This window comes from Streptomyces roseolus, assembly GCF_014649855.1.
Classification (GTDB): Bacteria; Actinomycetota; Actinomycetes; order Streptomycetales; family Streptomycetaceae; genus Streptomyces; species Streptomyces roseolus.
Genome location: NZ_BMTV01000005.1, coordinates 232,942 through 252,297 on the forward strand (window position 1 = coordinate 232,942; position 19,356 = coordinate 252,297).

Consider the following 19,356-nt stretch of genomic DNA (forward strand, 5'->3'; position numbering starts at 1 on the left):
GGAGCCATGCAGACCGAGACCGCAGTCCTGACCTTCCCGGCCCCCCGCCCCGCCGCCGACCTCGCCTGGCGCGAGGACGCGCTGTGTGCCCAGGCCGGGCCCGAGTTCTTCTTCCCCGCCCCGGGCTCCTCGACCCGAGAGGCCAAGCAGCTCTGCGGAGCCTGCGAGGGACGCGTGGCCTGCCTGGAGTACGCGCTCGCGCACGACGAGCGCTTCGGCGTGTGGGGCGGGCTCTCCGAGAAGGAGCGGCTCAGGCTGCGGCGCACGCGGCGCTCCTGAACCGCTCCCGGGCTCGGCCCGCGGCGCACCCGGCGCTGCGGTGGGGCTCAGCCCGCGGCGCGGGCGGCCATCCGGGCCTTGCGGGCGGCGAGCTTCTCGTCGAACTTCGCGGCCTCCGCGTCGAGCCCGTTCATGTAGAGGCCCAGCTCCTCCTGGGCGCGCAGCCCCTCGGGGCCCAGGCCGTCGATGTCCAGCACCTTCAGGTGGCGGAGCACCGGCTCCAGGACGTCGTCGTGGTGGATGCGCATGTTGTAGATCTCGCCGATCGCCATCTGCGCGGCGGCCCGCTCGAAGCCCGGGATGCCGTGACCGGGCATCCGGAAGCCGACCACCACGTCCCGCACCGCCTGCATGGCGAGGTCGGGGGCGATCTCCAGCGCGGCCTTCAGGAGGTTGCGGTAGAAGATCATGTGGAGGTTCTCGTCCAGCGCGATGCGGGCGAGCATCCGGTCGCAGACGGGGTCGCCGGACTGGTGGCCGGTGTTGCGGTGCGAGATGCGGGTGGCGAGCTCCTGGAAGGACACGTACGCGACCGAGTGCAGCATCGAGTGGCGGTTGTCCGACTCGAAGCCCTCGCTCATGTGCGCCATCCGGAACTGCTCCAGCTTGTCCGGGTCCACGGCGCGGGAGGCGAGCAGGTAGTCGCGCATGACGATGCCGTGCCGGCCCTCCTCCGCGGTCCAGCGGTGCACCCAGGTGCCCCAGGCGCCGTCGCGGCCGAAGAGGCTGGCGATCTCGTGGTGGTAGCTGGGGAGGTTGTCCTCGGTCAGGAGGTTGACCACGAGGGCGGTCTTCCCTATGTCGGTGACCTTCGACTGGGACGGGTCCCAGGCCTCTCCGTCCTCGAAGAAGCCGGGGAAGTTCCGGCCGTCCGACCACGGCACGTACTCGTGCGGCATCCAGTCCTTGGCGACCTTGAGGTGCCGGTCGAGCTCCTTCTCCACGACCTCTTCCAGCGCGTACAGCAAGCGGGCGTCGGTCCACCCTGCCGAGCTGCCGAGGGAGGGAGAGGTGAGCGTCACGGGGACTCCTGGGGGACGGAGAAGGGCAAACAGAACTACCTACGGACTCGTAGGTTACGAGACCGTAGGTTAAGGCTCCGTAAGGCGGCGTCCAAGCCCCGATCGAACGTTGTCCGGTTACGTTCCGTTATGTACGCAGCTCGGGCCGGGAAAAGAGACGCAGGTCACCTCGGTGGTGGTCACCCGAGAACAACTGATCGGCTACTCAGAGCAGATGATCGGCGGCGCCGGACTTCACGGCGGAGATCAGTGCGCGCAGCGCCTCCACCGAGTCGCTGACGTACTCGCCGGGGGCGAGGGTCGAGCCGATGTAGGCGCGGCCGGCGTCGTCGAGGCCGAAGCGGAAGCAGTTGGCCCCCTCGCTGCAGAAGGCGTCGCCCCAGGCGATCCGGGCGGCGGCGGGGGAGGAGGGGGTGCTGGTGACGTCCATGGGTGGGGGTCCTTCACAGGTCCTGGGCTGTCGAGCGGATGAACGCGCGGGAGTCGGCGGTGGACAGGGCGAGTCCGCGCAGCCGTTCCAGCAGCCCCTGGTACCGGCGCAGCTTCATGTCGGCATCGAGCAGGAGCGAGCCGTGCGAGGAGTCGAGCTGCACGGTGTCGAGCTGCGGCACCGGCGCGGACACATAGGTGAACGACTGTCCGGCCCCGGGGAAACCCCCGGCGGCGAAGGGGATCACCCGCACGGTGACGGTCGCCCGCTCGGACTGCTCCAGGATGTGCTCCAGCTGTGCGCGGGCCACCTTCGGGCCGCCGAACTGCATGCGCAGCGCCGCCTCGTGTATCACCGCCTCGTACGGCACCGGCCGGTCCAGGACCTCCTGGCGGCGCAGCCGCAGGGCGAGCCGGGCCTCCAGGTCGGGCTTCGGCAGCGGGGGCACGGCGGTGTCGAAGACCGCCCGGGCGTGCTCCTCGGTCTGCAGCAGGCCCGGGACGTGGGTGGTCACGGCCGTCGCCAACTCGGCCGCGTGGTGCTCCAGTTCGGCGATGTCCAGCAGGGCGGGCGGCAGGAGGCCCCGGTGCTCCTCCCACCAGCCGCGGTCGCGCTCCTGTGCCATGGCGGCGAGCAGGTCGACCAGGCCCGTGTCGGGGCAGCCGTAGTTGAAGGCCAGGGTCCGCACCCGCTCGGGGCTGATGCCGAAGCGGCCGGACTCGACGTTGGGGATGCGGGTGCGGTCGACGCCCAGGAGGGCGGCGGCCTGCTGGGCCGACATCCCCGACTGCTCGCGCAGCTTGCGCAGTTCGGCCCCGAGTCGCTGCTGGCGCGCGGTGGGGCTGGTCCTGGGTGGCACGTCGTTCTCCCTCGTCCTGCGGGGCGGCCCCCTGCCGTCCCCGCTCCCGCGTCGCCGCATCGCCCCCTGGCCGGAAACGGCGCCACTACCCGCAAGTAGTAGCACCGTGCTCCGCATCTGCGCTACGGTCGGTAGCGCAAGTCTCACACGGGGCGACCGCGACCGTGTGCAGAGCACCCCCACGTACAGGAAATGTGAGCGATCCGATGAAGGGCGCCCTGCGTTGCCTTCCGGCCGCCGCCGTCACCGCGGCGGCCAGGCCCATACCCCCCGCCACGGAGAACCTCAGCTACTCGATGCTGCTCCCCGGTGGCGCCTACTGCGCGGGCCTCGCCCGCCAGGCCGTCGACGGCCTCCTCGCCCGCCACGGCCTCGCCGAACTCCGCGACACCGCCCGTCTCGCCGTCTCCGAACTGGTCGGCGCCGCCTACCGGTTCACCCCCGACCGGGAGATGGCGCTGCGCGTCCGCTGGCAGTACGACGCCCTGCGGATCGTCCTCTACGACCAGCATCCGGCCCACCCGCGGCCGGACGAGGCGGAACGCTGCCGCGAACGCCGCAGCCGCAGCATGTGGCTGCTGGCCGCGGCGGTCGGCGAACAGGGCGGTGACTGGGGACTGGCACCCGCCCTCACCGCGGAGGGCGGGACCAAGTCCTGGGCCTTACTGCACCGTTGACCTCACCGCACCGGTGACGTCACCACCCGGGTGACCCCACCGCACCGCTGACAGCAGCGCAGCGTCGACCTCACCGCACCGTCGACGCCGACAGCGCCCGAAGCTCCTCCGCCGACGTCGGCCGCAGGCGGCCGTCGAGGAGCACCCGGCGCGTGATCCCCAGCGACTCCAGGAACGTCAGGTCGTGACTGGCCACGACCAGCGCCCCCTCGTACGCGTGGAGGGCCGCCGTCAGCTTCCGCACCGACGCCAGGTCCAGATTGTTCGTCGGCTCGTCGAGCAGCAGCAGCTGCGGAGCCGGCTCCGCGAGCAGCAGCGCCGCCAGCGTGGCCCTGAACCGCTCGCCGCCCGACAGGGTGCCCACGCGCTGGTCCGCCCGGGCGCCCCGGAACAGGAACCGCGCGAGCCGCGCCCTGATCGCGTTCCCCGACGCCGCGGGCGCGAACCGGGCGACGTTCTCCACGATGCTCAGCCCGTCGTCGAGGACGTCGAGCCGCTGCGGCAGGAAACGGAGCGGCACCAGCCGCTCCACCTCCCCCGACACCGGCTCCAGCTCACCCGCGACCGTCCGCAGCAACGTCGTCTTCCCGGCCCCGTTGCGGCCCACGAGCGCCACCCGCTCCGGCCCCCTCAGTTCGAAACCGCCCTCGACCCGGGCGCCGTACCGCAGCTCCAGCTCCGTCAGCCGCAACACCTCGCGCCCCGGCGGCACCTGGGTGCGCGGCAGCTCGACGCGGATCTCGTCCTCGTCCCGCACCGCCTCCACCGCCACGTCGAGCCGCTCCCGCGCCTCCGCCAGCCGGTCCGCGTGCAGATTGCGGTGCTTGCCCGCCGACACCTGGGCCTGGCCCCGCCGGGTGTGGGCCACCACCTTTGGCACGGCCTTGTTCTCGAAGCTCTTCTGCGCGTACCGCCGGCGGCGCGCCAGCTTCATCTGGGCCTCGGACAGTTCCCGCCGCTGCCGCTGCACGTCCGCCTCGGCGACCCGCACCATCCGTTCCGCCGCCTCCTGTTCGGCGGCGAGCGCCTCCTCGTACGCCGACCAGGGGCCGCCGTACCAGCTCACCCCGCCGTCGTGGAGGTCGGCGATCCGGTCGACCCGCTCCAGGAGCTCCCGGTCGTGGCTCACCACCACCATCACCCCCGACCAGCCCTCCACCGCCTCGTACAGGCGCGAACGGGCGTACAGGTCCAGGTTGTTGGTCGGCTCGTCGAGCAGCAGCACGTCCGGCCGGGCCAGCAGCAGCGCGGCGAGCCGCAGCAGCACGGACTCGCCGCCGGACACCTCGCCGACCGTGCGGTCCAGACCGATCGCGCCGAGCCCGAGCTGGTCGAGGGTGGCGCGGGCCCGCTCCTCCACGTCCCAGTCGTCGCCGATCACGGCGAAGTGCTCCTCGGCGGGATCCCCGGCCTCGACGGCGTGCAGCGCCGCCCGTTTCCGGTCGATCCCGAGGATCGCGTCCACCCGCCGACCGGTGTCCAGGACCAGGTTCTGCGGCAGGTGGCCGATCTCGCCGGACGCCGTGACGGAACCACCGGTGGGGGCGAGCCGCCCGGCGAGCAGTTCGAGCAGGGTGGACTTCCCCGAACCGTTGGTGCCGACCAGTCCGGTGCGGCCGGGGCCGACCGTCATCCTGAGGTCGTCGAAGACCTCGGTGCCGTCGGGCCAGGAGAAGGAGAGCGAGGTGGCGGAGAGAAAGACGGGTCGATGTGACATGAGGGCCTCCGGTGCGTGCCGCGAGCACGGGTGTGGGCGTGGGCGTGGTGCGACGCGTGAGACACCGGGGCGCGGGCAGCGTGGGGAACGGCTCGTCCACCGAGGTCGAGAACGGCGCGCAGGGCACGGGGGCCACGCGCGGCACGGTGTCTCGGGACCTCAGATGAACAACGTTCCTTCTCCGATCGGGAGGCGATGCGACCCGTCGACCGTAGAAGCCGCCCGGAGGAGCGGGCAACCGAATTACCGCGGCGGGCCTACGGCAGCCCGCCCAGGAGCTCGGCCAGGTCCCGGTCCCAGTCCAGGTACTGGTGCTCCCGCCCGGCCGGCACCAGGTGCTCCGAGCGCTCCAGGAAGCGGCGCAGCTCGGAGGTGCGCACGTGGACCATCGCCACGCCCTCCGGGGCGTGGAACTCGACCACCGTGCGGTCGTAGCCGTACGGACGCAGCCGTACGTCGCCGTCGCCCGCGGGCCGGTCGACCCCCTGGGCCAGCAGGTCCCGGGCGAAGGCCCACGACACCTCGACGCCCTCCAGGGTCGCCGGCGGCGGGAAGGCCATGCTGACCGCGTAGGGGTCCTCGCGGTCGTAGCGGAGGGTGGCGGGGACGGTCTCCATCCGGGGAGCGGAAGCGACCAGACGGGCCTGGACGGGCTGCTCGATCACGGCGGACACGGCGGACTCCTCTCGCGCGGGTTGTGATCCTGTGCGTCTCCCCGACACCGGGGCACCTGACACCCATGAAGACGAGCGGAACCGCCGGAACGTGCACCGGTGACCCACGTGAGGTGCGTCACCGAAGGACAGGGGGGACGCGACGGAGGAGCGGCGGCCGCGCCCACGGGCGGCGGGAGAGGCCGAAGACCTCCGGCGGGCCGCGGACGCGGTCGGCCGCGTGCGGACGGCGGCGCGGCTCGAACGTGACGGTGACGCCCTCACCGTCGTACTCCTTCGGCCGCGGCCCGCCGGCGACCGGGGCCCCGGCGTCCGGCTCCGCTGTCCCCCCGGCCATGCGCCCGGCCCGGCCCGGGAACGCCCGCCGCGCCCCGCGCTCCGGCGCGGGCCGTGAGGCCCTCTGGACGGGTCCGGGCCGCCGCCGCTAGCTTCCGGCGCCATGACACCTGTGCGAAAGATGCGAACGGCGCGACGCACGATGACGGCGGGACTGGTGGGGGCGGCACTGGCGCTCGCCCTCGCGGCCCCCGCGCGGGCCGGGGAGACCCCCGCGGCCCCCGCGGCCGCCACCTCCGAGGCCGGCTGGCAGCTCACCCCGACCGGCACCGACGTCCGCTTCCGGGGCCTGGCCGCGGTCGACCGCCGCACCGCCTGGGCCGCCGGCTCGCGGGGCACCGTCCTGCGCACCACCGACGCCGGCCGCGGCTGGCGCGACGTCTCGCCGCCCGGCGGGGAAGGCCTGGAGCTCCGTGACGTCGAGGCCTTCGACGCCCGCCGGGCCGTCGTCCTCGCCATCGGCGAGGGCGAGGCGTCCCGGCTGCTGCGCACCGAGGACGGCGGCGCCACCTGGACCGAGGCCTTCCGCAACACCGACCCGCGCGCCTTCTACGACTGCGTCACCTTCCTCGACCGCCGCCACGGCCTCGCCCTGAGCGACCCCGTCGACGGAAGGTTCCGCATCCTCGCCACCCGCGACGGCGGCCGCAGCTGGGAGGTCCTGCCGGACGCCGGGATGCCCGCCGCCCTCCCCGGCGAGGCGGGCTTCGCCGCGAGCGGGCAGTGCCTCGTCACGGCCCCCGGCGGCGGGAAGGACGTCTGGTTCGCGACCGGCGGCGCCGCCACCGCCCGGATCTTCCACTCCGCGGACCGGGGCCGCACCTGGACCGTCACCGACGGCCCGGTCCCGGCCGGAGGCCCGGCCCGGGGCGTCTTCGCGCTCGCCTTCCGCGACCGCGACCACGGCCTCGCCGTCGGCGGCGACTACCGGCCGGGGCAGCCTTCGCCGCGGGCCGCCGCCGTCACCGCCGACGGCGGACGCACCTGGACCCCGGCCGGCACGCCGCCGCCCGCGTACCGCTCCGGCGTCGCGTGGCTGCCGCACTCCCGCACGGCGGCCCTGGCCGTCGGCCCCACCGGCACCGACCTCACCCGCGACGGCGGCCGGACCTGGCGGACCGTCGACACCGGCTCGTACGACACCGTGGACTGCGCCCCGGACGGCGGCTGCTGGGCCTCCGGCGAGAAGGGTCGCGTCGCCCGGCTCGCCCGCGGCTGAGGGACGGGGGTCAGGCCGGCGGCTGCTCGCGGTAGCCGGCCAGGCCCTCGACCGTCTTCGACGCGTAGAACTCGGTGATCCGGTAGGCGCACACGCCCTCGGAGCTGAAGGGGTCGGCCGCCGCGATCCGCTCGATCGCGGCCCGGTCGACCCCGGCCGCCAGGATCACCCCGCCGTCGCGCGGGTTCTTCCGCCCGGACGCGAGGAACACCCCGGCGGCGTACTGCTCGTCCAGCCAGGTGATGTGCGCGTCCATGAGGGCGTCCGCCCGCTCGACGGGCGCGGTGTAGGTCAATTCCAGTACGAACATGCGGGCAAGGCTACCGGCGGCGCCCGGCCCGGCCGTTCACTCCCCGAGGGCCGCCCGGGCCTTCTCGAAGCGGTGCGCGGACGGCTTCAGCACCTCGTACAGGTGGCCGAAGTACGCGGTGTCCGCCGTGCCGGTGAGCACCGCGTGCAGGAAGGCCGCGCAGCCCGGGCCGTGCCGCTCCCAGAGGGGGCCGCGCCCCTCGTTGTAGAGCACCGGCCAGGTGTCGGGGCGGCTGCCGGGCCGCACCAGCCAGTACAGGAAGGCCCCCGAGCCCTCCTCGAACGCCCACGGGACCACCCGCGCCCCCGGCTCCGCCAGCTCCGCGGGCCGCTCGTCGGCCTCCCACTCCCGCAACGACTCCAGGATCTCGTCCCGTTCGGCGGTCTGCGCCACCAGGTCGTGGTCGGGGCGGCCCGCGTCCGGGGTGAGCAGCCACACCGTCCCGTCGAAGACGCCGGAGCCGTACGTCTCGACCAGCCGCTTGTAGTCCTCGGGGAGCGGCAGCCCGAGGGCGCGTTCGGTCCCCGCCCAGTCCACGGCGGGCGGCGCCCCGGCGGGCGGCGGGCAGAGGCGTACGAGCGCGTCGATCGAGGTCACGGCGGGCACGGTACTCGAGGCCGCCGCCGTAGGGTGGCCCGCATGGGGATCATCGGGGTTCCGGCGGGATGGCCCGCCGACGAGGCGGCGGCGCTGGACGTCCAGCGCGCGCTGCGCGGACGGCTCGTGCTCGACGAGGAAGGGCCGGCCGTGGGGGAGGGGCACGTCACCGGACTCGACGTGGCCTACGACGACGAGCGGGACCTGGTCGCCGCGGCCGCCGTGGTCCTGGACGCCGGAACGCTGGAGGTGGTCGAGGAGGCCACCGCCGTCGGCCGGGTCTCCTTCCCCTACGTGCCGGGGCTGTTGGCCTTCCGGGAGATCCCCGCCGTGCTCGCCGCCCTGGACGCGCTCACCGCCGACCCGGGACTCCTCGTCTGCGACGGGTACGGACTCGCCCACCCGCGACGCTTCGGCCTCGCCGCCCACCTCGGGGTGCTCACCGGACGGGCCTCGATCGGCGTCGCCAAGAACCCCTTCACCTTCTCGTACGAGCGACCGGGATCCGAACGGGGCGACTTCGCCCCGCTGCTCGCCGAAGGGGAGGAAGTCGGAAGGGCGTTGCGCACCCAGCACGGGATCAAGCCCGTCTTCGTCTCCGTCGGCCACCGGATCTCCCTCGACAACGCCTGCGCGCACGCCCTCGCGCTCTCCCCCCGCTACCGGATTCCCGAGACCACCCGCCACGCCGACGCGCTCTGCCGGCGCGCGCTCCAGGAGGCGCGGGCGGCTGAGTAGCGGCTGAGTACCCGTACGGATGTCCGCTGTCAGACCCCCACGGCACAGTGGCCCCATGACAACCCCCGTCACCACGGGCCCCGGCCGTCGCTCCGGCGGCCGCGCGCTGCCCGCCGCCCTCACCGTCGCGGCGCTCTCCGCCCTCGCCTGGACCTGCGCCATCCTGTACGTGCTCGCCGACTGGACCCTCGGATGAACGGGCGGCTGCGCTGCGTCGTGCTCGACTGCCCCGACGCCTTCGCGCTCGCCGGGTTCTACCGGGAGGTGCTCGGCGGCGAGGTCGAGTCACCCGACCCGGCGCTCGCCGTCGGCGCCGGCTCCGCCGTGCTGCGCGACGCGCACGGACCGGTCCTCGCCTTCCAGGACGTCGCCGACCACCAGCCGCCCGTCTGGGGCGCCCCCGAGCAGCAGTTCCTGCTCGACATCCGGGTCCCGGACCTGGCCGCGGCCCACGAGCGGGTGCTCGCCCTCGGAGCCGTCCCCCTCGGTGACGCGGGCGAGGCCGTAGGGGCGCCGCTGTGGCGGGTCTACGCCGATCCGGCCGGGCACCCCTTCCGGCTCATGGGGTGCTGAGGCGGCTCGTCGGCCTCTGTCCGACGGCTCGTGGGCGGGCCCCGAAGGCCGCTTCCCGACGGCGCTTCGAGCGGGCGCGGGGTGGGCAGTATGCCCGGATGGACCTGCACGCCACCTCACGACGACTCGTCTCCTCCGGCTCCCCGCTCGAACCGGAGATCGGCTTCTCCCGCGCGGTACGGCTCGGCCCGTACGTCTCCGTCTCCGGTACGGCCCCGATCGCGCCCGACGGCACCACCACCGCGCCCGGTGACGTCTACGCCCAGACCGTCCGCTGCCTCGACATCGCCGAGGCCGCCCTGCGCGAGGCGGGCGCCGTGCTCGCCGACGTCGTCCGCACCCGCGTCATGCTCACCGACGCCGCCACCTGGCGCGAGGCGGCCCGGGCCCACGGCGAACGCTTCGCCGACGTCCGTCCCGCCTGCACCTTCGTGGAGGTGTCCCGCTTCATCGACCCGGCGTGGCTGGTCGAGATCGAGATCGACGCGGTGGTCGCCGAGACCGGCGCCCCCGACATGATCGGCTGGTGAGGCGCGCCCCGGACGCGCCCCCGGACGCGCCCCCGGACGCGCCCCCGGACGCGCCCCCAGGCGGCCGCGTCCGGGCGCGCGGCACCGGTGTCACTCCGAGTGCGCCACCCGGAAGCGCAGCCCCGCCGCCCGCAGCCGGGAGATCAGGGCGTCGCCCATCGCCACCGCCGTCGTGACCTGGCCCGCCGTCTCGGGCAGCGGGTCCAGGGCGAGGCAGAGGGCGGACTCGGCGAGCATCTTCGCCGTCTCGTCGTAGCCGGGATCGCCGCCCGACACCTCCGTGAAGACCCGCCGTCCGCCGCCCTCGCCGACGAAGCGGACCGTGAACCAGCTGCGGGCGCGCCGCTCGGCCGAGGGGCCGGAGCCCGCCGCGTAACGGCTCATCAGCCACTGCCGCACCGGGGGCACTTGGGCCGTGACGAGGGTCGCGGCGAGCGCCGCCGTGCCGCCGAGGGCCATCGGCAGCGTCTTCACCGAGGCGTAGTGGCGGTAGCGGAAGTCGGGGCCGTACCGTTCGAGCGCGGCGGCCGAGCGGGCCACGACCCGCGGGTCCAGGGTGGGCAGCGGCAGCGCCCAGGTGCCGGTCTCGGTGCTGAACCGGGGTCCGCCCAGCGGCGCGTGGGCCCGCCGCCCCACCAACCGGGGCGCGTGCAGGCGGCGTTCGCGGGCGGCCCGCAGCGTCTGCGGACCGCGCCCGAAGGCGGTCAGGGCGGAGGCGAAGGTGCCGCCGGAGAAGACGGCGCCGGCCCGGACGAAGCCGTCGATCCGCAGCGGCACGCCCTCGGGCAGCCGCTCCACGGTGAAGAGCACGCCGAGGTCGTGCGGGACGGAGTCGAAGCCGCAGGCGTGCACGATCCGGGCGCCGGTCTCCCGGGCGCGCGCGTCGTGGCGGACGTACACGCGGTCGACGAACTCGGGCTCGCCGGTCAGGTCCAGGTAGTCGGTGCCGGCCTCGGCGCAGGCCGCGACCAGGCCCTCGCCGTACCAGACGTACGGGCCGACGGTGGAGGCGACCACCCGGGCCGACCGGGCCAGCGTCCGCAGCGAGGCGGGGTCGCCGGAGTCGGCGGTCAGCAGCGGCAGGCCGGCGAGGTGCGGCCGTCCCGCGGCGAGCCGGTCCCGCAACGCCGCCAGCTTCGCGGGCGAGCGGCCGGCGAGGGCCCAGCGGCAGCCGGCGGGGGCGTGCTCGGCCAGGTACTCCGCGGTGAGCTCGCCCACGAACCCGGTCGCCCCGTAGAGGACCACGTCGTACGGCCGGTCCGCCGCCTCCCGTCCGGACTCCCGCGCCGCGCCCGCCCCCGCGCCCACCCCTGTGTCCATCGAGCCCCACTCCCGTCCCTCGGCGATGTCGTCGGCGGAGGATAGCGGACCCGACCGCCCCGTCGAATTTCCAAGCGCTTGCTCGGCCGGGGGGCTTGTGCCGAGTGGAACACGTTCCTAGCATCTCCGGTGTTACATCATTGGTGTCACACACTCTGGGGGCTCGATGAAGACCAGGCAGACCGAGGGCACCGGCCCGCTCGCCGGTGTCCGGGTCGTGGAGCTCGCCGGCATCGGCCCCGGCCCCTTCGCCGCCATGCTCCTCGCCGACCTCGGCGCCGACGTCGTCCGCGTCGACCGGCCCGGCGGCGCCGGCCTCGGCGTCGACCCCGCCAAGGACCTCACCAACCGCAACAAGCGCTCGGTCCTCGTCGACCTCAAGGCCCCGGACGGCCCGGCGACCGTCCTCGACCTCGTCGAGCGCGCCGACGTCCTGATCGAGGGGTACCGGCCCGGCGTCGCCGAACGCCTCGGCGTCGGCCCCGAGGAGTGCCTCGCCCGCAACCCCCGGCTCGTCTACGGCCGGATGACCGGCTGGGGCCAGGACGGTCCGCTCGCCCCCGCCGCCGGACACGACATCGGCTACATCGCCGTCACCGGCGCCCTCGGCCTCGTCGGCCCCGACCCGGACGGCCCGCCGAGCATCCCGGCCAACCTGCTCGGCGACTACGCGGGCGGCTCGCTCTACCTCGTCGTCGGCGTCCTCGCCGCCCTCCAGCACGCGCGGACGCACGGCGAGGGCCAGGTCGTCGACGCCGCCATCGTGGACGGCACCGCCCACCTCACCACCATGATCCATGCCATGCTCCTGGCCGGCGGCTGGCAGGACCGGCGCGGGGTGAACCTCCTCGACGGCGGCTGCCCCTTCTACGGGGTGTACGCGACCTCCGACGGCGGCCACATGGCGGTCGGCGCCCTGGAGGAACGCTTCTACGACGAGTTCGCCCGCCTGCTCGACCTGCCGGAGGCCCGGGCCCGCCGGCACGACCTCGCCCGCTGGCCCGAGCTGCGGGAGGCGGTCGCCGCCCGCTTCCGGAGCCGTACCCGTGCCGAGTGGACCGAGGTCTTCGAGGGCACCGACGCCTGCGTCGCCCCCGTCCTCTCGCTCCGCGAGGCCCCCGGCCACCCGCACCTCGCGGCCCGCGCCACCTTCGCCGAGCACGGCGGACTCGTCCAGCCCGCGCCCGCGCCCCGCTTCTCCGCCACCCCCGGCACCCTCCGTACCGGCCCCGCCCTGCCCGGCGCCGACACCGCCGAGGTCGCCCGCGACTGGGCCGTCCCCGCCCTGCGCCCCCAGGACGCCCCGCACACCCAGGAGTCGAAGACCGCATGAAGCGCACGCTCTACACCGAGGACCACGAAGCCTTCCGGGCGGTCGTCCGCACCTTCCTGGAGAAGGAGGTGCTGCCCCACTACGAGCAGTGGGAGAAGGACGGCATCGTCTCCCGCGAGGCCTGGCTCGCCGCCGGCCGCCAGGGCCTCCTCGGCCTGGCCGTCGAGGAGGAGTACGGCGGCGGCGGGAACCCCGACTTCCGGTACGCCTCCGTCCTCGCCGAGGAGTTCACCAGGGCGGCCGCCCCCGGCCTCGCCATCGGCCTCCACAACGACATCATCGGCCCCTACCTCACCAAGCTCGCCACCGACGAGCAGAAGCGGCGCTGGCTGCCCGGCTTCTGCTCCGGCGAGATCGTCACCGCCATCGCGATGACCGAGCCCGGCGCCGGCTCCGACCTCCAGGGCATCCGCACCACCGCCGTGGACCACGGCGACCACTGGATCCTCAACGGTTCCAAGACCTTCATCTCCAACGGCATCCTCGCCGACCTGGTGATCGTCGTCGCGAAGACCACCCCCGAGGGCGGCGCGCACGGCCTCTCCCTCCTCGTCGTCGAACGCGGCATGGAGGGCTTCGAGCGCGGCCGGAACCTCGACAAGATCGGCCAGAAGTCCCAGGACACCGCCGAACTCTTCTTCGAGGACGTGCGCGTCCCCAAGGAGAACCTCCTCGGCGAGCTCGACGGCGCCTTCGTCCACCTCATGACCAACCTCGCCCAGGAGCGCCTGGCCATCGCCGTCGCGGGCATCGCGGGCGCCGAGCACCTCCTGGAGCTCACCACCCGGTACGTCAAGGAGCGCGAGGCCTTCGGCCGGCCGCTGGCCAAGCTCCAGCACGTGCGCTTCGAGATCGCGGAGATGGCCACCGAGTGCGCCGTCACCCGCACGTTCGTCGACCGGTGCATCGCCGAGCACGCCGATCCGACCGGCCTCGGCCTCGACCCCGTCAACGCCTCCATGGCCAAGTGGTGGGCGACCGAACTCCAGAAGAGGGTCGCCGACCGCTGCCTGCAACTGCACGGCGGATACGGCTACATGAGCGAATTCCCGGTGGCCCGCGCCTTCACCGACGGCCGCATCCAGACCATCTACGGCGGCACGACGGAGATCATGAAGGAGATCATCGGCCGCTCCCTCCTCGGCTGACCCCCGACCTCCCCGATTGTCGAAAACCCTCACCGCGAAAGGCTTCCCGTGAGCACCGAAGCGTACGTGTACGACGCGATCCGCACCCCGCGCGGACGCGGCAAGGCCAACGGCTCCCTGCACGGCACCAAGCCCATCGACCTCGTCACCGGCCTGATCCGCGAGATCCAGCGCCGCAACCCGAGCCTGGACCCGGCCGCGATCGACGACATCGTCCTCGGCGTCGTCGGCCCGGTCGGCGACCAGGGCTCCGACATCGCCCGCATCGCCGGCATCGCCGCCGGTCTCCCCGACACCGTCGCCGGCGTCCAGGAGAACCGCTTCTGCGCCTCCGGCCTCGAAGCGGTCAACATGGCCGCGATGAAGGTCCGCTCCGGCTGGGAGGACCTGGTCCTCGCCGGTGGCGTCGAGTCGATGTCCCGGGTGCCGATGGCCTCCGACGGCGGCGCCTGGTTCGCCGACCCGATGACCAACCTGGAGACCAACTTCGTCCCGCAGGGCATCGGCGCCGACCTCATCGCCACCATCGAGGGCTTCACCCGGCGCGACGTCGACGAGTACGCCGCCCTCTCCCAGGAGCGCGCCGCCACCGCCTGGAAGGAGGGCCGCTTCGCCCGCTCCGTCGTGCCGGTCGTCGACCGGGCCGGGCTCACCGTCCTCGACCACGACGAGTTCATGCGCCCCGGCACCACCGCCGACTCCCTCGCCAAGCTGAAGCCGTCCTTCAAGGACATCGGCGAGCTCGGCGGCTTCGACGCGGTCGCGCTGCAGAAGTACCACTGGGTCGAGGAGATCGACCACGTCCACCACGCGGGCAACTCCTCCGGCATCGTCGACGGCGCCTCCCTCCTCGCCGTCGGCTCCCGGGAGGTCGGCGAGCGGTACGGGCTCACGCCGCGCGCCCGGATCGTCGCGGCGGCCGTCTCCGGCTCCGAGCCCACCATCATGCTCACCGGCCCCGCCCCGGCCGCCCGCAAGGCGCTCGCCAAGGCCGGCCTCACCATCGACGACATCGACCTCATCGAGATCAACGAGGCCTTCGCCGCGGTCGTCCTGCGCTTCGTCAAGGACATGGGCGTCTCCCTGGACAAGGTCAACGTCAACGGCGGCGCGATCGCCCTCGGCCACCCCCTCGGCGCCACCGGCGGCATCATCCTCGGCACCCTCGTCGACGAGCTGGAGCGCCAGGACAAGCGCTACGGCCTCGCCACCCTCTGCGTCGGCGGCGGCATGGGCATCGCCACCATCGTCGAGCGCGTCTGATCCCCCGTCCGCACCCTCACACCGGCCACCGGAGAAGCATCAGCATGAGCGAGAGCACCACCATCCGCTGGGAGCAGGACGACACGGGGATCGTCACCCTCGTCCTCGACGACCCGAACCAGTCCGCCAACACCATGAACCAGGCGTTCCGCACGTCGATCACGGCCGTCGCCGACCGTCTGGAGGCCGAGAAGGACTCCATCCGCGGCGTCATCTACACCTCCGCGAAGAAGACCTTCTTCGCCGGCGGCGACCTCAAGGACATGATCCAGGCGGGCCCCGAGCACGCCCAGGACATCTTCGACGCCGCGATGGTCATGAAGCGCGCCCTGCGCCGCATCGAGACCCTCGGCAAGCCGGTCGTCGCCGCCCTCAACGGCGCCGCCCTGGGCGGCGGTTACGAGATCGCGCTCGCCTCCCACCACCGGATCGCGCTCGACGCGCCCGGCTCCAAGATCGGCCTGCCCGAGGTCACCCTCGGCCTGCTGCCCGGCGGAGGCGGCGTCACCCGCACCGTCCGCCTCATGGGCATCACCGACGCCCTCCTCAAGGTCCTCCTCCAGGGCACCCAGTACGCCCCGAAGCGCGCCCTCGACAACGGTCTGATCCACGAACTGGCCGACACCCCCGAGGAGATGATGGCCAAGGCCATCGCCTTCATCGACACCCACCCGGAGTCCGCCCAGCCCTGGGACGTCCCCGGCCACAAGATCCCCGGCGGCACCCCGTCGAACCCGAAGTTCGCCGCCAACCTGCCGGCCTTCCCGGCCAACCTGCGCAAGCAGCTGAACGGCGCCCCCTACCCGGCCCCGCGCAGCATCATGGCCGCGGCCGTCGAGGGCTCCCAGGTCGACTTCGAGACCGCGCAGGTCATCGAGTCCCGGTACTTCACCGAGCTGGTCACCGGCCAGACCGCGAAGAACATGATCCAGGCGTTCTTCTTCGACCTCCAGGCCGTCAACTCCGGCGCCAGCCGACCCCAGGGCGTCGAGAAGCGCCAGGTCCGCAAGGTCGCCGTGCTCGGCGCCGGCATGATGGGCGCCGGCATCGCCTACTCCTGCGCCCGCGCCGGCATCGAGGTCGTCCTCAAGGACGTCACCGACGAGGCCGCCGCCAAGGGCAAGGCGTACTCGGAGAAGCTCTGCGCCAAGGCCGTCTCCCGGGGCCGCACCACCCAGGAGAAGGCCGACGCCCTCCTCGCCCGGATCACCCCGACCGCCGACCCGCAGGCCCTGGCCGGCTGCGACGCGGTCATCGAGGCCGTCTTCGAGGACACCGCGCTCAAGCACAAGGTCTTCCAGGAGATCCAGCACGTCGTCGACGCCGACGCCCTGCTCTGCTCCAACACCTCGACCCTCCCGATCACCGTCCTCGCCGAGGGCGTCGAGCGCCAGGCCGACTTCATCGGCCTGCACTTCTTCTCCCCGGTCGACAAGATGCCGCTGGTCGAGATCATCAAGGGCGAGCGCACCGGCGACGAGGCCCTGGCCCGCGCCTTCGACCTGGTCCGCCAGATCAACAAGACGCCGATCGTCGTCAACGACTCGCGCGGCTTCTTCACCTCGCGCGTCATCGGCCACTTCATCAACGAGGGCGTGGCGATGGTCGGCGAGGGCATCGAGCCCGCCTCCGTCGAGCAGGCCGCCGCCCAGGCCGGCTACCCGGCGAAGGTCCTGTCCCTGATGGACGAGCTGACCCTCACCCTCCCGCGCAAGATCCGCAACGAGACGAAGAAGGCGATCGAGGAGGCCGGCGGCACCTGGGTCACCCACCCGGGCGAGGTCGTCATCGACCGCATGGTCGACGAGTTCGGCCGCCCCGGCCGCAGCGGCGGCGCCGGCTTCTACGACTACGCGGAGGACGGCGCGCGCGGGAAGCTCTGGCCGGGCCTGCGCGAGCACTTCACCAAGCCCGGGTACGAGATCCCGTTCCGCGACATGCAGGAGCGGATGCTCTTCTCCGAGGCCCTGGACACCGTCCGCCTCCTGGAGGAGGGCGTCCTGACCTCGGTCGCCGACGCCAACATCGGCTCCATCATGGGCATCGGCTTCCCGGCCTGGACCGGCGGCATCCTCCAGTACGTCAACGGCTACGAGGGCGGGGTCGCCGGCTTCGTCGCCCGCGCCCGCGAGCTGGCGGAGACGTACGGCGAGCGCTTCGCCCCGCCCGCCCTCCTGGTGGAGAAGGCCGAGCGCGGCGAGACGTTCACGGACTCCTGAACGCGGAGCGCAACTCCTCGCTGAGGGACCGCTGAAAGGCGGTGACGAGGGCCTGGACCACGATCGGCTGCATGTGCGCGGACAGCGACTTCATGGCGGTCAGGTGGTCCGGGTCCTCCCCGCTCTCCCGGTACGGGCTCCACACCTCCTCCTGGAAGAGCCGCGCCAGCTCCTGCGCGGCCGACCGGGCGTGGTCGAGCAGCACGGTCCGCGAGGCGAGGATCGTGTCGTGCTCGATCGGCACGTCGAGCATCTCGACCCCGAGCCGCAGCAGCGACCCGTCGAGCCGGAACACCCCGGGATCGCCGGTCGCCTCCAGCACCCCCATGGCGGCGAGCCGCTCGACGTCCCGGTCGGCCAGCTCCCGTCCGGCGCGCCGCTCCAGCTCCCGCCGGGTGATCGTCTCGGCGGACTCCGGCGCCCAGGACGCCACCAGCGCCCGGTGCACCGCGAGGTCCTGGGCGCTCAGGTCGGGCGGCAGCTGTTCCAGGTACCGCTCGATCGCGGCCAGCGTCATGCCCTGCCGCTGCAGCTCCTCGATCAGCGCGAGCCGGGCCAGGTGCCCGTCCCCGTACCGCCCGACCCTGCGGGGTCCGATCACCGGCGGCGGCAGCAGCCCCCGCGTCCCGTAGAACCGCACGGTCCGCACCGTCACCCCGGCCCGGGCCGCCAGCTCGTCGACGGTGTACCCCGGGGGCAGTCCCTCGCCGCTCTCGTCCTCCATGGTTCAACAGTATTGCTGTCTCACCAGGACTGTAAAAGCCCTCAGAGCGCGGAGGGTGCCACGAGGGCGGCGTCGACGGCCCCGTACGTCACCCCGTGATCGGCCAGCGTCTCGGCGACGACCCCGCCGGCCGTGGTGAGCGCCAGGAGCAGGTGCTCGTCGCCGATCTCCCGGTCCTTGCGGGCCAGCGCCACCCGCAGCGAGTTCTCCAGGACGGCCTTGGCCTCGCGGGAGAAGGGCCTGCGCCCCGAGAGCCGGCGGCGGCCGGAGAGGGCTCCGGTCCCGTGGGTCGCCTCGACGCGGGCGACGATCGCGTCGACGTCGATGCCGAGCCCGGCCAGCGCCTCGGCGTCCGCCCGGGACAGCCCGGCCCGCCGGCGCGCGTCGGCGAGCGCGGCGGCCAGCGCCGGCCGGCGCTCCGCCGGACAGAGCCGCCCGAGCACCCCCGCCGCCCGCGTCCCCTCCCGGTCGAGCAGCGCCAGCAGCAGGTGCTCGGCGGTCACCGCCTCGGCCCCGCTCCGCTCCGCGTGCTCGGCCGCCCCCTTCACCACGCCCCGGGCCGCCTTCGTGAACCGCTCGAACATCACTGCCTCCCGTACTTCTTGTGAACGGCCTGCCGGCTGACCCCCAGCTCGGTGGCGATCTCCTGCCAGGACCACCCCTGGTGGCGCGCGCTGCGCACCTGGACGGCCTCCAGCTGTTCCAACAGCCGCCGCAGGGCGGACACGGCCCGCAGTCCCACCCGGGGATCACGGTCACCGGCCCGCGCGGCGAGATCGGTCGCATCGGTCATGATGTCAATCTAGGTTGACGGTCGGCGACTGTCAACCACGGTTGACGACCGTCGTTGTCGGTGCCGCCGCCTACCGTGCCCCCATGACCGAGATCGAGTACGTGCGGGGCGACGCGACCGCCCCTCGGGGGAAGGGCGTCCGGATCGTCGCCCACGTCTGCAACGACCTGGGCGGCTGGGGCAAGGGCTTCGTGCTCGCCGTCTCGCGCCGCTGGCCGGAACCCGAGGCGGCCTTCCGCCGCTGGCACCGGGAGCGGGCGGGCAACGACTTCGGCCTCGGCGCCGCGCAGTTCGTACGGGTCTCGCCGTACCTCTGGGTGGCGAACCTGGTGGGCCAGCGGGGGATCCGCACCGGGCGGAGCTCCGGCGTGCCCGTGCGGTACGAGGCGATCGACCGAGCGCTGGAGCGGCTCGCGGAGAAGGCCGTCGAGCTGGGGGCCTCGGTGCACATGCCGAGGATCGGGTGCGGGCTCGCCGGCGGGACGTGGGAGCGGGTGGAGCCGCTGGTGCGGGAGCGGCTGGTGGCGCGGGGGATACCGGTCACCGTGTACGACTTCGGCGCGTAAGGGGCGGGCGGTGGGGGCGGGCCGCAGGG

23 protein-coding genes are annotated in these 19,356 nt (G+C 73.7%); 12 read left to right on the forward strand and 11 right to left on the reverse strand.

Features of this window, described 5'->3' with window-relative positions; translation table 11 throughout:
* Window positions 1–6 precede the first annotated feature (6 nt).
* Window positions 7–279: a WhiB family transcriptional regulator gene (locus IE245_RS08135; RefSeq protein WP_189946069.1), complete on the forward strand. Its 273-nt coding sequence runs from the start codon at window positions 7–9 to the stop codon at window positions 277–279.
* 47 nt (window positions 280–326) lie between these two features.
* Here IE245_RS08135 and IE245_RS08140 read toward each other — a convergent pair whose 3' ends face one another.
* The 3 genes from IE245_RS08140 to IE245_RS08150 all read right to left on the reverse strand — a co-directional run bounded on the left by IE245_RS08140 (window position 327) and on the right by IE245_RS08150 (window position 2,590).
* A complete protein-coding gene (locus IE245_RS08140) occupies window positions 327–1,301 on the reverse strand; it encodes an acyl-ACP desaturase (RefSeq protein WP_189946070.1) in 975 nt (324 codons plus the stop codon).
* 205 nt (window positions 1,302–1,506) lie between these two features.
* On the reverse strand, window positions 1,507–1,731 hold the full coding sequence (locus IE245_RS08145; protein ID WP_189946071.1) for a hypothetical protein: 225 nt from the start codon (window positions 1,729–1,731) through the stop codon (window positions 1,507–1,509).
* 13 nt (window positions 1,732–1,744) lie between these two features.
* A complete protein-coding gene (locus tag IE245_RS08150) occupies window positions 1,745–2,590 on the reverse strand; it encodes a helix-turn-helix domain-containing protein (protein WP_189946072.1) in 846 nt (281 codons plus the stop codon).
* Between the two features lie 194 nt (window positions 2,591–2,784).
* Between IE245_RS08150 and IE245_RS08155 the strand changes: the two genes are divergently transcribed.
* Window positions 2,785–3,267, forward strand: coding sequence for an ATP-binding protein (locus tag IE245_RS08155; RefSeq protein ID WP_229851136.1), 483 nt, complete (start codon window positions 2,785–2,787; stop codon window positions 3,265–3,267).
* 70 nt (window positions 3,268–3,337) lie between these two features.
* Here IE245_RS08155 and IE245_RS08160 read toward each other — a convergent pair whose 3' ends face one another.
* Window positions 3,338–4,984, reverse strand: coding sequence for an ABC-F family ATP-binding cassette domain-containing protein (locus tag IE245_RS08160; RefSeq protein ID WP_189946073.1), 1,647 nt, complete (start codon window positions 4,982–4,984; stop codon window positions 3,338–3,340).
* 257 nt (window positions 4,985–5,241) lie between these two features.
* On the reverse strand, window positions 5,242–5,658 hold the full coding sequence (ssgD, locus tag IE245_RS08165) for a spore wall synthesis regulator SsgD (protein ID WP_189946074.1): 417 nt from the start codon (window positions 5,656–5,658) through the stop codon (window positions 5,242–5,244).
* A 478-nt stretch (window positions 5,659–6,136) separates the two neighbouring features.
* Between ssgD and IE245_RS08170 the strand changes: the two genes are divergently transcribed.
* Window positions 6,137–7,213: a WD40/YVTN/BNR-like repeat-containing protein gene (locus IE245_RS08170; RefSeq protein ID WP_189946151.1), complete on the forward strand. Its 1,077-nt coding sequence runs from the start codon at window positions 6,137–6,139 to the stop codon at window positions 7,211–7,213.
* Between the two features lie 10 nt (window positions 7,214–7,223).
* Here the strand turns inward: IE245_RS08170 and IE245_RS08175 are convergent, their stop codons facing one another.
* Window positions 7,224–7,523 (reverse strand): YciI family protein, encoded by a 300-nt coding sequence (locus IE245_RS08175; protein ID WP_189946075.1) that lies wholly within the window; start codon window positions 7,521–7,523, stop codon window positions 7,224–7,226.
* Between the two features lie 36 nt (window positions 7,524–7,559).
* A complete protein-coding gene (locus IE245_RS08180; protein ID WP_229851137.1) occupies window positions 7,560–8,120 on the reverse strand; it encodes an SMI1/KNR4 family protein in 561 nt (186 codons plus the stop codon).
* Between the two features lie 42 nt (window positions 8,121–8,162).
* On the opposite strand from IE245_RS08180, the gene IE245_RS08185 reads away from it, so the two are divergent.
* The 4 genes from IE245_RS08185 (at window position 8,163) to IE245_RS08200 (ending at window position 9,961) form a co-directional block, all read left to right on the forward strand.
* Window positions 8,163–8,858: an endonuclease V gene (locus IE245_RS08185; protein WP_189946076.1), complete on the forward strand. Its 696-nt coding sequence runs from the start codon at window positions 8,163–8,165 to the stop codon at window positions 8,856–8,858.
* 55 nt (window positions 8,859–8,913) lie between these two features.
* Window positions 8,914–9,054: a morphogenic membrane protein MmpA gene (mmpA, locus tag IE245_RS08190; protein WP_189946077.1), complete on the forward strand. Its 141-nt coding sequence runs from the start codon at window positions 8,914–8,916 to the stop codon at window positions 9,052–9,054.
* Window positions 9,051–9,431 carry a VOC family protein gene (locus IE245_RS08195; protein ID WP_189946078.1) on the forward strand — a complete coding sequence of 127 codons (381 nt, stop codon included), beginning with the start codon at window positions 9,051–9,053 and terminating at the stop codon, window positions 9,429–9,431. The genes mmpA and IE245_RS08195 overlap by 4 nt, the downstream gene beginning before the upstream one ends.
* A gap of 98 nt (window positions 9,432–9,529) precedes the next feature.
* Window positions 9,530–9,961, forward strand: a complete 432-nt coding sequence (locus IE245_RS08200; RefSeq protein ID WP_189946079.1) for a RidA family protein — start codon at window positions 9,530–9,532, stop codon at window positions 9,959–9,961.
* Window positions 9,962–10,051: 90 nt separating this feature from the next.
* Here the strand turns inward: IE245_RS08200 and IE245_RS08205 are convergent, their stop codons facing one another.
* Window positions 10,052–11,281, reverse strand: a complete 1,230-nt coding sequence (locus IE245_RS08205) for a saccharopine dehydrogenase family protein (RefSeq protein WP_189946080.1) — start codon at window positions 11,279–11,281, stop codon at window positions 10,052–10,054.
* A gap of 166 nt (window positions 11,282–11,447) precedes the next feature.
* Between IE245_RS08205 and IE245_RS08210 the strand changes: the two genes are divergently transcribed.
* The 4 genes from IE245_RS08210 to IE245_RS08225 are packed head-to-tail and all read left to right on the forward strand — an operon-like array spanning window position 11,448 to window position 17,244.
* Entirely contained in the window at window positions 11,448–12,614 is a 1,167-nt protein-coding gene (locus tag IE245_RS08210) for a CaiB/BaiF CoA transferase family protein (protein WP_189946081.1), read from the forward strand.
* The gene (locus IE245_RS08215; RefSeq protein WP_189946082.1) at window positions 12,611–13,762 is read left to right on the forward strand and encodes an acyl-CoA dehydrogenase family protein; all 1,152 of its coding nucleotides are present in this window, start codon (window positions 12,611–12,613) and stop codon (window positions 13,760–13,762) included. Before IE245_RS08210 ends, IE245_RS08215 begins: the two co-directional genes overlap by 4 nt.
* A 48-nt stretch (window positions 13,763–13,810) precedes the next feature.
* A complete protein-coding gene (locus IE245_RS08220; RefSeq protein ID WP_189946083.1) occupies window positions 13,811–15,025 on the forward strand; it encodes an acetyl-CoA C-acetyltransferase in 1,215 nt (404 codons plus the stop codon).
* 44 nt (window positions 15,026–15,069) lie between these two features.
* On the forward strand, window positions 15,070–17,244 hold the full coding sequence (locus tag IE245_RS08225) for a 3-hydroxyacyl-CoA dehydrogenase NAD-binding domain-containing protein (protein ID WP_189946084.1): 2,175 nt from the start codon (window positions 15,070–15,072) through the stop codon (window positions 17,242–17,244).
* Here the strand turns inward: IE245_RS08225 and IE245_RS08230 are convergent.
* The 3 genes from IE245_RS08230 to IE245_RS08240 are packed head-to-tail and all read right to left on the reverse strand — an operon-like array spanning window position 17,231 to window position 18,761.
* Complete coding sequence (locus IE245_RS08230) at window positions 17,231–17,968, reverse strand: MerR family transcriptional regulator (protein ID WP_189946085.1); 738 nt, start codon at window positions 17,966–17,968, stop codon at window positions 17,231–17,233. The two genes, IE245_RS08225 and IE245_RS08230, sit on opposite strands and share 14 nt — an antisense overlap.
* Window positions 17,969–18,009: 41 nt before the next feature.
* The gene (locus IE245_RS08235; protein WP_189946086.1) at window positions 18,010–18,552 is read right to left on the reverse strand and encodes a Clp protease N-terminal domain-containing protein; all 543 of its coding nucleotides are present in this window, start codon (window positions 18,550–18,552) and stop codon (window positions 18,010–18,012) included.
* Window positions 18,552–18,761, reverse strand: coding sequence for a helix-turn-helix domain-containing protein (locus IE245_RS08240; protein ID WP_043228359.1), 210 nt, complete (start codon window positions 18,759–18,761; stop codon window positions 18,552–18,554). The genes IE245_RS08235 and IE245_RS08240 overlap by 1 nt, the downstream gene beginning before the upstream one ends.
* Window positions 18,762–18,844: 83 nt before the next feature.
* Between IE245_RS08240 and IE245_RS08245 the strand changes: the two genes are divergently transcribed.
* Window positions 18,845–19,327 (forward strand): macro domain-containing protein, encoded by a 483-nt coding sequence (locus tag IE245_RS08245; RefSeq protein ID WP_189946087.1) that lies wholly within the window; start codon window positions 18,845–18,847, stop codon window positions 19,325–19,327.
* The last annotated feature ends 29 nt before the right edge of the window (window positions 19,328–19,356 follow it).